Origin of the sequence: Trujillonella humicola (assembly GCF_046233715.1) — a bacterium.
In the GTDB taxonomy this organism is placed as follows: domain Bacteria; phylum Actinomycetota; class Actinomycetes; order Mycobacteriales; family Geodermatophilaceae; genus Trujillonella; species Trujillonella humicola.
The window spans coordinates 1-13,168 of record NZ_JBJNRJ010000034.1 but is presented as its reverse complement, the minus strand read 5'-3'; the positions used below and the strand labels follow the sequence as shown (position 1 = coordinate 13,168).

The window sequence follows — 13,168 nt, the reverse complement described above, 5'->3', positions numbered from 1 at the left end:
GCAGATCTCGGCGGGACCTCAGCGGGCGCAGGTGATGCAGGTGCGCGCCGTGGGCCGGGCGGCCAGCCGCTCGGCCGCGATCGGACCGCCGCAGCCCTCGCACACGCCGTAGCGGCCCTCGGCGTGACGGGCCAGCGCGGCCTCGGCGTCGGCCAGCCGGCGGCGGGCCGCCGCGAGCAGCGCGGCCACCTGCTGCCGCTCGAAGGCGATCGTGGCGCCCTCGGGGTCGTGCTCGTCGTCGGCGTTGGACGCCCGGGAGGCGGCGACGACGGCGTCGAACTCGCCGGTCAGCGCCGCGATCGAGGCCAGCGCGGCGTCCCGCTCGGCGGGCAGCCGGTCAGCGGACACGCCGCAGCAGCCGCAGCGACCCCGTGCCGGGCAGCTCCTCGAAGTCCCCGGAGGCGACGACCCGCTGGTAGACCCCGAAGGGCGCCTGGCCGCCGTCGGCGGGGTCGGGGAACACGTCGTGGATGGCCAGGGTGCCGCCGACGGCGAGCTTGGCGACCCAGGCGTCCTGGTCCCGGCGGGCGGACTCCTCGGTGTGGCTGCCGTCGAGGAACAGCAGCGCCAGGGGCGTGGCCCACAGCGGCGCCAGGGTCTCCGAGCGGGTCACCACGGCGACCACGACGTCCTCGGCGCCGGCCTCGGCGATCTGCCGGCGGAACCGCGGCAGCGTGTCGACGAGCCCGACGTGCGGGTCGACCAGCGCCGGGTCGTGGTACTCCCAGCCGGGCTGGTGCTCCTCGGAGCCCCGGTGGTGGTCGACGGTGACGACCTGCCGGCCGGTCTCCCGGGCGGCCGCGGCGAGGTAGAGCGCCGACTTGCCCATCCAGCTGCCGACCTCCAGCAGCGGCCCGGGGACGGCGACGGCACGGGCCGCCCCGTAGAGGGCACGCCCCTCGTCGGCGGGCATGAACCCCTCCGCCGCCTCCGCCGCGGCCAGCAGGTCGGACACGGTGGCGCTCACCGGGCGAACCGGGTCCGGAGCGCGGCCGGTCCCCGCGGGCTCTCGTCCTGCATGGGGACCGTCTCCGTTCCCGAGGCCGTGGCGAAGAACGCCCCGACGGCTGTCGTCACCGGCACCGCGAGCACGAGCGCGATCCCGCCGACCAGCGTACGGATGACCTCCTCGGCCAGCGCCGAGCTGGTCAGCGTCACCCCGGCCGGCTGGGCGTAGATCTCGAACAGCAGCAGCAGCGGCATCGCCGCCCCGGCATAGGCGAAGACGACGGTGTAGACGGTGGAGGCGATGTGGTCGCGGCCCACGGCCATGCCGCGCCGGTAGAGCGAGCGCCAGCCCATCGACGGGTCCACCTCGCGCAGCTGCCAGATCGCCGAGGCCTGGGTGATCGTCACGTCGTTGAGCACGCCGAGGCCGGCCACCACGACGCCGGCCAGGACCAGCCCGGAGAAGTCCAGGCTCGGGTCGAACGACTGCAGCTGGACGGTCTCCTCGGTGGTCAGCCCGGTGAGCCGGGCGACGGCGACGGCGACGGCGCCCAGCACGGTGACCAGGGCCAGCCCGAAGAGGGTGCCGACCAGGGCCGTGGTCGTGCGGGCCGAGAAGCCGTGCGCGAGGTAGAGGACGACGAACATGATCGCCGACGCACCGGTCAGCGTGACCGCCGTCGGCGACTGCCCCGACAGCAGCCCGGGCAGCACGAACTGGAGCAGCACGAAGAACGCGAAGGCCAGGCCGACCAGGGCGGCCAGCCCGCGCAGCCGGGCCACCGCGCCGACCACGATGGCGAAGGCGAGGGCGAACAGGACCAGCGGCGTCGTCCGCTCGTAGTCGAAGAAGTTGTACGAGGGTCCGCCCTCCGCGCCGGGATCCCGGGTGAGGACGAGGACGTCGTCGACCTCGATGCCGGCGGCGTAGACCTCGGCCGGCAGGTCGAGCTGCTGGAACTGCCCGGCCCCCTCGCCCTCCAGCACCTCGACGACGACGGACGCGCAGGTCAGCTCCTGCACCGTGCCGTCGGCGTTGGGGAGCGAGCAGTCGTACGGATCGATCGACACGACCCGCGCGTCGGGATAGGTGGTGCCGGCCGGGAAGAAGACGTCGGCGGCCTGCTGGGCCCGGCTGGGCCCGTCCGGCGGCCACAGCGCCACGAGGCCCACGACGGTGGCGAGGCCGACGGGCACGAGCAGGAAGAGCATGAGGTGCACCGCCCGCCGGCGGCGGGCGAGGACCTCGGCCGACGGGGGCGGTGCGTCCGGGTCGGGGCCGTGGGAGTGGCCGACGTGGCCGACGCGGTCGGGCGAGTGGGACGGCACCCCGCCAGAGTAGGGACCCCGTCCGCCCCGTCCGCGCACGCTCGCGGCAGGACCCGGACGCAGCCGGGACGCTCAGTTCTCGGTGACCGTGAAGCGGTGCCAGAGCCCCGACAGCTGCAGCGGCCGGGCGACGACCGCGCGCGGCCGCACCAGGACGATCCCGACGCCCCGCGGGGCGGCCATCTTCTGCAGCTGCACGAGCACGGCCATGCCGGCGCTGTTCATGAACGTGACGTCGCCGAGCAGCAGCTCCACCCGGCGCAGCGTCGGGACCTCGAGCAGCACGTCGGTGAGCGCGCGGACCAGCGGCCTCCGGGCGGCCTCGCTCAGCTCGCCGCGGAGGGTGAGCCGGCAGACCTCGCCGTCCCGCTCCTCGCGGACGTCGAGGACGTCCGTGCCCGCCGGCCCGGCATGCCCGACCGCGGTCCCCTCCTGCTCCGCTCCGCTCACCGGCCGATCGTCGCACCCGCCGGCGCCGATGTCCCCCGCACGGGTCCGGGCGGTCCGCGAGCCGCCTCCTGCCTCCCGGCACGGCTGGTCAGGAGAGGGACCGGGCCGCCCGCTGCTCAACTGCCGGGGATCGGTGCCGGCGCCGGTGCGGGAAGGGGTGGGTGGCCGGGCGCGTCGGGCGCCGCGGGACCGGGATAGCCGACCGGCGGGACGCTGCCCTGCCGCCGCGAACGGGAGAGCAGCCGGCGCAGCCGGGGGTCCGGTGGCGTCATGCGTGGTCCTCCCGTGTCCGGCGCGACACGGTCAGCGTGCGGCTCCAGGTGCGGTCGGAGGAATCCCCGGACTGGGGGGACCGATCCGGGAACACCATGCCCGACGGGATGTTTACCGACGTGCGCGAGTGAGGTATTCTCCAGTCGCCACTAGAGGTAATCCCTCGGGCAGCGAACACCCTCACGTACGACCAGGAGGTTGACCAGCCATGATGCTGACCGCCTACGACCCGTTCGCCGCCACGTCCGCCGCCTTCCGGGCGCTGGACCAGCTGACCGGCCGCGCGGGGTCGACGACCGCCCGCCCCCTGTCGGGCATGCCCATGGACGCCTACCGCGTCGGTGACAACTTCGTCGCCCACTTCGACCTGCCCGGCGTGGACCCGGGCTCGATCGACCTGTCGGTCGAGGGCAACACGCTGACCATCAGCGCGGAGCGCTCGGTACCCCAGATCGAGGGGGCGGAGTGGAGCGTCGCCGAGCGGCCGTTCGGCAGCTACACCCGGCAGCTGGTCCTGGGCCGCAGCCTGGACACCGACCGGCTCGAGGCGCACTACCACGACGGGGTCCTCACGCTCAGCATCCCCGTGGCGGAGAAGGCCCGGGCCCGCAAGATCGCCGTCACGCGGGCCGACACGCCCACCGAGGTCGGGTCGCGCACCATCGAGGGCGAGCAGGCCGGGTCCGGGCGGCCGGAGCAGAAGGCCGTCGAGAGCTGACGGCAGGCGCGACGTCCACCGACCGGGGGCCGGACCGCGAGGTCCGGCCCTCCGTCGTCCCTGGGGAGGTCATCGTGGCAGCAGGCGAGAGCGGAGCGGCCGGCGCGGGCACCGACCCGCTGCGCCGGCTCGACGACCCCGACTTCCCGGCACTCACGATGAGCCAGGCGGCCGACCTCCTCGGCGTCCAGGCGGCGTTCCTGCGCAGCCTCGACGGATCCGGCGTGCTGCGGCCGCACCGCTCCCCCGGCGGTCACCGCCGCTACTCCCGCACCCAGCTCGCCCTGGCCGCCCGGCTGCGCGCCCTCCTCGACGACGGGCACACCCTCGCCTCCGCCGAGGTCATCCTCGGTCTGCAGGACGAGCTCGCCGACGCCCGCGCCGACAGCGCCCGGCTCCAGGGGACGGTCGACCGGCTGCGCGCCGAGCGGGACGACCCACCTGCCGGATGAGCCTGGCCGTCCATACCCAACGGGGGTATGGTTAGCGGCATGGACGACGGCGCCGCCGCGCACGCCCCGCACGGCTACATCTCCCGCAAGGACGACTACCTCAAGCGCCTGCGCCGCATCGAGGGGCAGGCCCGTGGCCTCCAGCGGATGGTGGAGGACGAGAAGTACTGCATCGACATCCTCACGCAGGTCTCGGCCATGACCAGTGCCCTGCAGTCGGTCGCGCTCGGCCTGCTCGAGGAGCACATGTCGCACTGCGTCGTCGCGGCCGCGCAGGCCGGCGGTCCCGAGGCGCAGGAGAAGGTCCGCGAGGCCTCGGCCGCGATCGCCCGACTCGTCCGCAGCTGACCCCCGGGAGGAACCACCATGAGCACCAGCACCTACACCGTCACCGGCATGACCTGCGGCCACTGCGTCTCCGCGGTCACCGAGGAGGTCGGCGCCCTGCCCGGCGTCCACGGGGTCGAGGTCGACCTGCCCACCGGCGCCGTCACCGTGACCAGCGACGCCCCCCTCGACGGGGCCGCCGTGGCCGCCGCCGTCGAGGAGGCCGGGTACGAGCTCGCGGCGGGCTGATCCCGCCGTGCAGACGCCCACCCGGATCGCCGCCTTCGCCGTCGGGCTGGCCGCCGTCTTCGCCGCCAGCGTCGGCGTCGGAGCGGCGGTCGGCCCGGTGGACGCCGAGCCGGCGACCGGCGCGCACACCGCCGAACCGCACACCGACGGCGCGCACGGCGCGACGACGGGCGGCGACCCGACGACCGACGTCGCCGTCGGGGGCCTCGCGGTCAGCGAGTCCGGCTACACGCTCGACCTGACGGCCGACACCCTGCCCGCCGGACCCGGCATCCCGCTGTCCTTCCGGATCCTGGGCCCCGACGGCGCGCCGGTCACGGCCGTCGAGGTGGAGCACGACGAGGACCTGCACCTGGTCGCCGTCCGCCGCGACCTGACCGGCTACCAGCACGTGCACCCGACCCTCGCGCCCGACGGCACGTGGACCGCGCCGCTGGACCTGACCCCCGGCAGCTGGCGCGTCGTCGCCGACCTCGCACCCGCCGGGCTCGGCGAGGGGCTCACCCTCGGCGCCGACCTCGCGGTGCCGGGCGGCTTCACCCCGCAGCCGCTGCCCCCGCCGTCGGTCACCGCGGAGGTGGACGGCTACACCGTGGTGCTCACCGGAGGGCTGACGGCGGGCGAGGAGGCCCGGGTGCAGCTGAGCGTCAGCCGCGACGGCGTCCCCGTCACCGACCTGCAGCCCCACCTGGGCGCCTTCGGGCACCTCGTCGTGCTGCGCCAGGGCGACCTCGGCTACGTGCACGTGCACCCGGTGCCGGAGGTGCCCGGCGCGGCGCCGGCACCCGGACCGCACGTCGTCTTCGGCGCGACCGCGCCCTCTCCGGGCACGTACCGGCTGTTCCTGGACTTCCGGCACGGCGACGCCGTGCGCACCGCCGAGTTCACCGTGGAGGTCCCGTGACCGGGCAGGCGCAGGTGGAGCTGCTGATCGGCGGGATGACCTGCGCCTCGTGCGCCGCGCGGGTGGAGAAGAAGCTCAACCGCATGGACGGCGTCACGGCGACGGTCAACTACGCCACCGAGAAGGCGCGGGTGACCGTCGACGGCGACGTCACCGCCGACGACCTCATCGCCACGGTGGAGCGGACCGGCTACACCGCGACGCTGCCCCGGCCGCGTCCGGAGCCGGCGGACGACGCCCCGGAGACGGACGGGCTGCGACCGTTGCGGACCCGGTTGCTGGTGTCGGTCGCCCTCAGCGTCCCGGTCGTCGCCATGGCGATGGTCCCGGCGCTGCAGTTCCAGTACTGGCAGTGGCTGTCGCTCACGCTGGCCGCGCCCGTCGTGGTCTGGGGCGGGCTGCCGTTCCACCGCGCTGCGTGGACCAACCTGCGGCACGGCGCGGCCACCATGGACACCCTGGTCTCGCTCGGCACGCTCGCCGCCCTCGCCTGGTCGGTGTACGCGCTGTTCTGGGGCACCGCCGGGACGCCGGGCATGACGCACCCGTTCGAGTTCACCGTGCAGCGCGGGGACGGCGGCGGGCAGATCTACCTCGAGGCCGCCGCCGGGGTCACCACGTTCCTGCTGGCCGGCCGCTACGCGGAGGGCCGGGCCAAGCGGCGCTCGGGCGCGGCCCTGCGGGCACTGCTCGAGCTCGGCGCCAAGGACGTCTCATTGCTGCGCGGCGGCACCGAGGTGCGCGTCCCGGCCGGGGAGCTGGCCGTCGGCGACCTGTTCGTCGTCCGGCCCGGGGAGAAGGTGGCCGCGGACGGCGTGGTCACCGAGGGCTCCTCGGCCGTCGACGCCTCGATGCTCACCGGCGAGCCCGTGCCGGTCGAGGTGGGCCCGGGCGACGCCGTCACCGGCGGAACGGTCAACGCCGGGGGCCGGCTCGTGGTGCGCACCACCCGCGTCGGCGCCGACACGCAGCTGGCCCAGATGGCCCGGCTGGTCGAGGCCGCGCAGGACGGCAAGGCGGAGGTCCAGCGGCTGGCCGACCGCGTCTCGGCGGTGTTCGTCCCGGTGGTGCTCGTGATCGCCGCCGGCACGCTGGGGTTCTGGCTCGGTGCCGGCGCCGAGCAGTCCGCCGCGTTCACCGCCGCCGTCGCCGTCCTGATCATCGCCTGCCCCTGCGCGCTGGGGCTCGCCACGCCGACCGCCCTCATGGTCGGCACCGGGCGCGGCGCGCAGCTGGGCATCCTCGTCAAGGGGCCGGAGGTGCTGGAGTCCACCCGCCGGGCCGACACCGTGGTCCTGGACAAGACCGGCACGGTCACGACCGGGCGGATGACGCTGCAGGGTGTCGTCCCGGCCGCGGGCGAGGACGCCGCCGAGGTCCTCCGGCTGGCCGGTGCCCTGGAGGCGGCCTCGGAACACCCCATCGCCCAGGCCGTGGCACGCGCTGCCGCCGAGGCCGGGTCGCTGCCCCCGGTGGACGGCTTCGCCAGCACCGAGGGGCTCGGCGTGACCGGCGTGGTCGAGGGGCGGGCGGTCGTCGTCGGCCGGCAGCGGCTGATCGCCGACCGCTCGACCACGGTGCCGGCGGAGCTCGACGCGGCCCGGAGCTCGGCCGAGGCCGACGGCCGCACCGCAGTGCTGGTCGCGTGGGACGGCGCGGCCCGCGGCGTGCTGGTGGTCGCCGATGCGGTGAAGCCGACCTCCGCCGCCGCCGTGCGCCAGCTGCGGGACCTGGGCCTGCGCCCCCTGCTGCTCACCGGCGACAACGAGCGCGCCGCGCGCGCGGTGGCCGCGGAGGTGGGCATCGAGGAGGTCGTCGCCGAGGTGCTGCCGGCCGAGAAGGTGGACGTCGTCCGGCGGCTGCAGGCCGAGGGCCGGGTGGTCGCGATGGTCGGGGACGGCGTGAACGACGCCGCCGCGCTCGCCCAGGCCGACCTCGGGCTGGCGCTGGGCACCGGCACCGACGTGGCGATGGAGGCCGGCGACCTCACCCTGGTCCGCGGCGACCTGCGGGTCGCGGCCGACGCGATCCGGCTGGCCCGGCGCACCCTGACCGTGATCAAGGGCAACCTGTTCTGGGCCTTCGCCTACAACGTCGCCGCCATCCCGCTGGCCGTGGCCGGGCTGCTCAACCCGATGATCGCCGGCGCCGCCATGGCGTTCAGCTCGGTGTTCGTCGTGACCAACAGCCTGCGTCTGCGCGGCTTCGCGCCGCTGGCGGAGAACCGGGGTGCCGCCGGCCCGCTGCCGGACGGGCGCCCCGCGGAACGCGCCTACGCTCGGTCGGCATGACGGCTTCCTGGTCCCTGGCCGACGTCCCCTCCCAGGCCGGCCGCACCGCGATGGTGACCGGCGCGAACAGCGGGCTGGGGCTGGAGACCGCCCGGGCACTGGCGGCCGCGGGGGCGCACGTCGTGCTGGCCGTGCGCGACGTCGGACGGGGCGAGCGGGCCGCGGCCGCGCTGCCCGGCTCGACCGAGGTGCGCCGGCTCGACCTGGCCGACCTGGTCTCGGTGCGGGAGTTCGCGGCCGGCTGGAGCGGCCCGCTCGACGTGCTGGTCAACAACGCCGGGGTCATGTGGGTGCCGGCCGGGGAGACCGTCGACGGGTTCGAGACCCACCTCGGCGTCAACCACCTCGGGCCGTTCGCGCTGACCAACCTGCTGCTGCCGCACCTGACCGACCGGGTCGTGACCGTCTCGTCGTCGGCCCACCGGATGCGCGGCCTCGACGTCGACGACCTGGGCTGGCGCCGCCGTCCCTACTCCCCCACCGGCGCCTACGCGGCCACGAAGACCGCCAACCTGCTGTTCACCCTGGAGCTGCAGCGGCGGCTGACCGCGGCCGGATCGCGGCTGCGGGCGACGGCCGCGCACCCCGGGTACGCGGCGACGAACCTGCAGAGCCACACCGGCAACCGGGTCTGGGACGCCCTGATGGCCGTCGCCAACCGGGTGGTGGCCACCAGCGCGGCCGAGGGCGCGCTGCCGATCGTCTTCGCGGCCACCGCCGACGTGCCCGGCGGCAGCTACGCCGGCCCGAGCCGGTTCGCCGAGACCCGGGGCGGGCCGACGCTGGTCGGCCGGACCGCCGCCGCCAGCGACCCGGCACTGGCCGCCCGGCTGTGGACCCGCTCCGCCGAGCTCACCGGCGTGGACTTCCCGGCCGCGCTCGCCGCGTAGCAGACGGCCACTCTGCGGCCGGTTTCGGCACCTTGCGGGCGGGATCCCGCCGGCAACGTGCCGAGACCGCCCGCAGAGTGGCGGTCGGGGCGTCCGCGCGTGCCGGCCCCGCTCAGAGGACGGCGGGGAGGAGCAGCAGCGCGGTCGGGACGGCGATCAGCAGCCCGGCCGCGGCGAGGACGGCGGCACGGGCGGCGGCCGGGAGCGGCGCGGGCGGCTCGAGCAGCCGGCGCACCCGCGCGGTGACCGCGTTCCCCGCGGCGGCCAGCGCCCCGGCCGGCACGCCGGGGCCGCCGCCGTGCGCGCCGGCCGCCACGATCGCCCGGGCCAGCGTGCGCCGCCGGTCCGGCCCGGGCAGGGCACCCAGCGCGACGTCGTCGGCCCGCATCTCGACCAGCGTGCGCACCGCGGCGTGCGCCCGGGCCGCGGCGGGCAGCACCGGCAGCGCCGCCTCCCACGCCACGAACGGCAGCAGGTAGAGGTGGTGGTGCTCGCGCAGGTGCGCCCGCTCGTGCGCGACGACGGCGGCCAGCTGCGCGTCGTCGAGCTCGGCGACCATGCCGGAGGAGAGCACCAGCAGCGGCCGCGCGCCGGGGATGCAGAAGGCCACCGGCGCCGGGTGGTCCAGCAGCCGGGCCTCGGGCACGGTGGCGGCCGGCCGGACCACCAGCTCCAGCAGCTCGCGGTGCCGGCGGCGGGTGCGCACCGTCCGCACCCACGAGAGGCCGAGCACGCCGAGCAGCTGGGCGGCCAGGACGCCGGCCAGGGTCAGCGCGACCCAGTGGTCGCCGCGGACCGGGTCCGCGGCCGCGGCGCCGGTGAGCACGTGCCCGACCGCCTCCGGCAGCGAGTGCCCCCGCGGCGCGAGCCCGTGCACGAGCAGCGCGCCGAGGATGGACAGCCCGCCGGCCAGCCCCACGGCCTGCCAGCAGACGAGGGCGGCCAGCGGGTCGCGGCGCGGCCAGCGGGCGCGGCCGAGCAACGCCGGGACCGGCCACGCCAGCAGCGCGGCCAGCACCGCCAGGACGGCCGCGGTCGCGGGCAGCACCTCAGGCGGTGGTGGGGGCCCCGGCGGCGTCCCCGGTGCCGTCCAGCAGCCGGCGCAGCAGCGCGGCCTCCTCGGCGTCGACGCTGCCCACGAACCGGGCGAGCACGGCCTGCCGGTCGGTGGCCTGCCCGAGCACCTCGTGCATCAGCTCGGCGGTGTGCTGCTCGCGGGTCGCGGTGGGCCGGAACCGGCGCGGCCGCGCCTCGTCGTGCTCGACGAACCCCTTCTGCTCCAGCCGGCCGAGCACCGTGTGCACGGTGGTCAGCGCCAGGCCGCGGTCGGCGAGCGCATCGCGCAGCTCCGTGGCCGACAGACCGTCACCGGAGGACCACAGTCGGTCCATCACGGTCCTTTCGAGATCCCCTAGTGAGGCCAAAGGTCCCTCCCTGTCCGCGAGCTCACACGCCGATTGTCTACGAGTCGTAGAACTTTGTCTTCTACGCAGCGTAGAAAAGAAGCGGCGAGTGGGACGACCGAGGGAGCTGCACGGTGGACGTGCTCGGCATGGACACGCTGGACCTGGCCCGGTGGCAGTTCGGCATCACGACCGTCTACCACTTCCTGATGGTCCCGCTGACCCTGGGCCTGGGGCTCCTGGTCGCGATCATGCACACGCTGTGGGTGCGCACGAACAAGCCCGAGTGGCTCCGGATGACCCGCTTCTGGGGCAAGATCTTCCTGATCAACTTCGCCCTCGGCGTGGCGACCGGGCTGGTCCAGGAGTTCCAGTTCGGCCTCGCGTGGAGCGAGTACTCCCGCTTCGTCGGCGACGTCTTCGGCTCGCTGCTGGCCCTCGAGGCGCTGCTGGCCTTCTTCCTCGAGTCGACCTTCCTCGGGCTGTGGATCTTCGGCTGGGGCCGGATCCCCAAGCGGCTGCACCTGGCCACGCTGTGGGCCGCGGTCATCGGCTCGTGGATCAGCGCGTACTTCATCATCGCGGCGAACTCCTGGATGCAGCACCCGGTCGGCGTCGAGGTCGGCGCGGACGGGCGGCCGGTGCAGGTCGACTTCGCCGCCGTCCTGACCAACAACACCGCCCTGGCCGCCTACAGCCACACCCTCGCCGCGTCGGCGATGGTCGCCGGCGCCCTGCTGGTCGGCATCGGCCTGTGGCACCTGCGCCGGCGGAAGCTGGCCGGGCAGCCGGTCGCCGACGTCGACCACGCCGTGTGGCACCGGTCGGTGCGCCTGGGCGGCTGGGTCTCCCTCGTCGCGTTCGTGCTGGTCGCGGTGACGGGCGACTTCCAGGCCAAGCTCATGTACGAGCAGCAGCCGCTGAAGATGAGCTCGGCCGAGGCGCTGTGCGAGACCGAGGCGCCCGCGCCCTTCTCGATCCTCGCCTTCGGCAAGCTGGGCTCCAACGAGTGCGACGACGTCCACTCCTGGACCGTCCCGGGCCTGCTCTCCTTCCTCGCCCACAGCGACTTCTCCACCGCCGTCCCCGGGGTCAACGAGCTGCAGCAGGAGTACGCCGCCGTCTACGGCGAGACCTACCCCGACGACCCGTCGTTCGGCTCCCGGGCCGGCACCGAGATCGACTACGCGCCGCTGCTCGCGGTCACCTACTGGAGCTTCCGGTTGATGATCGGCATGGGCGCGGTCTCGGCGGGTGTCGCCGCCTACGCCCTGTGGTCGACCAGGAAGGGGCGGGTGCCGACCTCGCGGCTCGGCGTCCACGGTGCGCTGCTCGCCGTCGCCGCGCCGTTCGTGGCCAACGCGGCCGGCTGGATCTTCACCGAGATGGGTCGCCAGCCGTTCGTCGTCCACCCGAACCCCGACGTCCCGGTCGGCGAGCAGGTGTACTTCTTCACCGCCCAGGCCGTCTCCCCCGGAGTGGGCGCGGGCGAGGTGCTCACCTCGCTGGTCGGCCTGACCCTCGTCTACGGCGCGCTGGCCGTGGTGGAGCTGTGGCTGATCACCCGCTTCGTCCGGCGCGGCGTCACGACCGGCGACACGCACCCCACGCCGGTGACCCTGCCGTCGCAGCGCGCCGGGGACGACGACGGGGACGACGACGGCGCACCCGGCAGCGGCCCGCCGCGGCAGCACCGCGACGACGACGTCCTCTCCTTCGCGTACTGAGCGACCGGACCCAGGAAGACACAAATCATGGACCTGCAGACCCTCTGGTTCGCCGCCGTCGCGGTGCTCTGGATCGGCTTCCTCCTGCTGGAGGGCTTCGACTTCGGGGTGGCCGCCCTCCTCCCGGTGCTCGGCCGCCGCCGGGCCGACCGGCACCTCATGCTGCGCACCATCGGCCCGGTGTGGGACGGCAACGAGGTGTGGCTGATCACCGCCGCCGGGGCGGTGTTCGCCGCCTTCCCCGGCTGGTACGCCACCTGGCTGCCGGCGCTGTACCTGCCCTTCGTCCTCGTGCTGTTCGGGCTGATCGTCCGGGCGGTCGCGTTCGAGTGGCGGCACGCGCACCACACCGACGCCTGGGACGACACGTGGACCCGGGTGATCACCGGCGGCTCGCTCGTCGCCGCCGCCGGTATCGGCGCCGCGCTGGGCGCCACGACTCTCGGGCTGCCGATCGACGCCGCGGGGAACCGGGTCGGCGGGGCCTTCGCCGGGCTGGGCTGGTCGTCGCTGCTCGGCGCGGCCGCGGTGGTGGCCTTCTCGCTGGTGCACGGCGCGGTGTTCCTCGCCCTGAAGACCGACGGGCCGGTCCGGGCCGCGGCACGCGCGTTCGCCCTGCGCTGGACGCCCGTCGCCGCGCTGCCGCTGCTGCTGTGGGCCGGCCTGGTCCACCTGCGGTCGGGCACCGCGGTCACCGCGCTGCTGTGGCTGGGCGCGGCGCTGTCGGTGGTGCTGGCCTGGACCCGGCTGCGGGCCGGCCGGGAGGGTCAGGCGTTCGCCGCGTGGGGGGCGATGCTCGTGGCCGCGGCCGCGACGGTCTTCGGCGCCGCCTACCCCGTCGTCGTCCCGTCCACGATCGACGCCGCCTTCGACGTCACCATCGCCGACGCCTCGGTCAGCGACTACACGCTCACGGTCATGACCTGGGCCGCGGCCGTCGGGCTGCCGGTCGTGCTGGCCTACCAGGCCTGGACGTACTGGGTGTTCCGCAAGCGGCTGACCGCCGAGCCGCAGCACACCGAGGCCTCCGGCGAGACCGCGGGCGAGGCTCCCGACGAGGCTCCCGACGAGGTCCGCGCGTGAGGCACCCGTTCCGCCCGCGGGGGCCCCGCCCCGCCCCACGGCGAGGATGCAGGAGGAGACGGCGATGCCGAGCTCGCCGGTCGCCGGGTCGCGGGCGACGATCGAGAAGGTCACCGGGGCGGCC

15 protein-coding genes and 1 pseudogene are annotated in these 13,168 nt (G+C 75.4%); 9 read left to right on the top strand and 7 right to left on the bottom strand.

Annotation, left to right across the window (positions count from 1 at the left end; translation table 11 throughout):
* Positions 1-18: 18 nt before the first annotated feature.
* From ACK586_RS16325 to ACK586_RS16310, 4 genes are all read right to left on the bottom strand, one after another.
* Positions 19-348, bottom strand: coding sequence for a TraR/DksA family transcriptional regulator (locus ACK586_RS16325; RefSeq protein ID WP_409331548.1), 330 nt, complete (start codon positions 346-348; stop codon positions 19-21).
* Positions 338-967, bottom strand: a complete 630-nt coding sequence (locus tag ACK586_RS16320; RefSeq protein ID WP_409331547.1) for a class I SAM-dependent methyltransferase — start codon at positions 965-967, stop codon at positions 338-340. The genes ACK586_RS16325 and ACK586_RS16320 overlap by 11 nt, the downstream gene beginning before the upstream one ends.
* Positions 964-2,277 carry a YibE/F family protein gene (locus ACK586_RS16315; RefSeq protein ID WP_409331546.1) on the bottom strand — a complete coding sequence of 438 codons (1,314 nt, stop codon included), beginning with the start codon at positions 2,275-2,277 and terminating at the stop codon, positions 964-966. The genes ACK586_RS16320 and ACK586_RS16315 overlap by 4 nt, the downstream gene beginning before the upstream one ends.
* Positions 2,278-2,349: 72 nt before the next feature.
* A complete protein-coding gene (locus ACK586_RS16310; protein WP_409331545.1) occupies positions 2,350-2,727 on the bottom strand; it encodes an STAS domain-containing protein in 378 nt (125 codons plus the stop codon).
* Positions 2,728-3,208: 481 nt separating this feature from the next.
* Here ACK586_RS16310 and ACK586_RS16305 point away from each other — a divergent pair, with 481 nt between their 5' ends.
* The 7 genes from ACK586_RS16305 to ACK586_RS16275 all read left to right on the top strand — a co-directional run bounded on the left by ACK586_RS16305 (position 3,209) and on the right by ACK586_RS16275 (position 8,831).
* The gene (locus tag ACK586_RS16305) at positions 3,209-3,718 is read left to right on the top strand and encodes an Hsp20/alpha crystallin family protein (RefSeq protein ID WP_409331544.1); all 510 of its coding nucleotides are present in this window, start codon (positions 3,209-3,211) and stop codon (positions 3,716-3,718) included.
* A gap of 74 nt (positions 3,719-3,792) precedes the next feature.
* Entirely contained in the window at positions 3,793-4,170 is a 378-nt protein-coding gene (locus ACK586_RS16300; protein WP_409331543.1) for a MerR family transcriptional regulator, read from the top strand.
* Between the two features lie 39 nt (positions 4,171-4,209).
* The gene (locus ACK586_RS16295; protein WP_409331542.1) at positions 4,210-4,518 is read left to right on the top strand and encodes a metal-sensitive transcriptional regulator; all 309 of its coding nucleotides are present in this window, start codon (positions 4,210-4,212) and stop codon (positions 4,516-4,518) included.
* 18 nt (positions 4,519-4,536) lie between these two features.
* Entirely contained in the window at positions 4,537-4,746 is a 210-nt protein-coding gene (locus tag ACK586_RS16290) for a heavy-metal-associated domain-containing protein (RefSeq protein ID WP_409331541.1), read from the top strand.
* A 7-nt stretch (positions 4,747-4,753) separates the two neighbouring features.
* On the top strand, positions 4,754-5,650 hold the full coding sequence (locus tag ACK586_RS16285) for a hypothetical protein (RefSeq protein ID WP_409331540.1): 897 nt from the start codon (positions 4,754-4,756) through the stop codon (positions 5,648-5,650).
* Positions 5,647-7,941, top strand: coding sequence for a heavy metal translocating P-type ATPase (locus ACK586_RS16280; protein WP_425330388.1), 2,295 nt, complete (start codon positions 5,647-5,649; stop codon positions 7,939-7,941). The genes ACK586_RS16285 and ACK586_RS16280 overlap by 4 nt, the downstream gene beginning before the upstream one ends.
* Positions 7,938-8,831, top strand: coding sequence for an oxidoreductase (locus tag ACK586_RS16275; protein ID WP_409331539.1), 894 nt, complete (start codon positions 7,938-7,940; stop codon positions 8,829-8,831). Before ACK586_RS16280 ends, ACK586_RS16275 begins: the two co-directional genes overlap by 4 nt.
* Positions 8,832-8,943: 112 nt before the next feature.
* On the opposite strand, the gene ACK586_RS16270 is transcribed toward ACK586_RS16275, so the two are convergent.
* Both ACK586_RS16270 and ACK586_RS16265 read right to left on the bottom strand, forming a co-directional pair.
* Positions 8,944-9,879 carry a M56 family metallopeptidase gene (locus ACK586_RS16270; RefSeq protein WP_409331538.1) on the bottom strand — a complete coding sequence of 312 codons (936 nt, stop codon included), beginning with the start codon at positions 9,877-9,879 and terminating at the stop codon, positions 8,944-8,946.
* Position 9,880: 1 nt separating this feature from the next.
* Positions 9,881-10,255: a BlaI/MecI/CopY family transcriptional regulator gene (locus ACK586_RS16265; RefSeq protein WP_409331537.1), complete on the bottom strand. Its 375-nt coding sequence runs from the start codon at positions 10,253-10,255 to the stop codon at positions 9,881-9,883.
* A 113-nt stretch (positions 10,256-10,368) separates the two neighbouring features.
* Here ACK586_RS16265 and ACK586_RS16260 point away from each other — a divergent pair, with 113 nt between their 5' ends.
* Together ACK586_RS16260 and cydB are read left to right on the top strand one after the other, a co-directional pair.
* On the top strand, positions 10,369-11,961 hold the full coding sequence (locus tag ACK586_RS16260) for a cytochrome ubiquinol oxidase subunit I (protein ID WP_409331536.1): 1,593 nt from the start codon (positions 10,369-10,371) through the stop codon (positions 11,959-11,961).
* Positions 11,962-11,988: 27 nt separating this feature from the next.
* Positions 11,989-13,044: a cytochrome d ubiquinol oxidase subunit II gene (gene cydB, locus ACK586_RS16255; RefSeq protein WP_409331535.1), complete on the top strand. Its 1,056-nt coding sequence runs from the start codon at positions 11,989-11,991 to the stop codon at positions 13,042-13,044.
* A 42-nt stretch (positions 13,045-13,086) separates the two neighbouring features.
* Here cydB and ACK586_RS16250 read toward each other — a convergent pair.
* Positions 13,087-13,158: pseudogene (locus tag ACK586_RS16250) on the bottom strand (DUF1028 domain-containing protein); the annotation flags it as partial.
* Positions 13,159-13,168 lie beyond the last annotated feature (10 nt).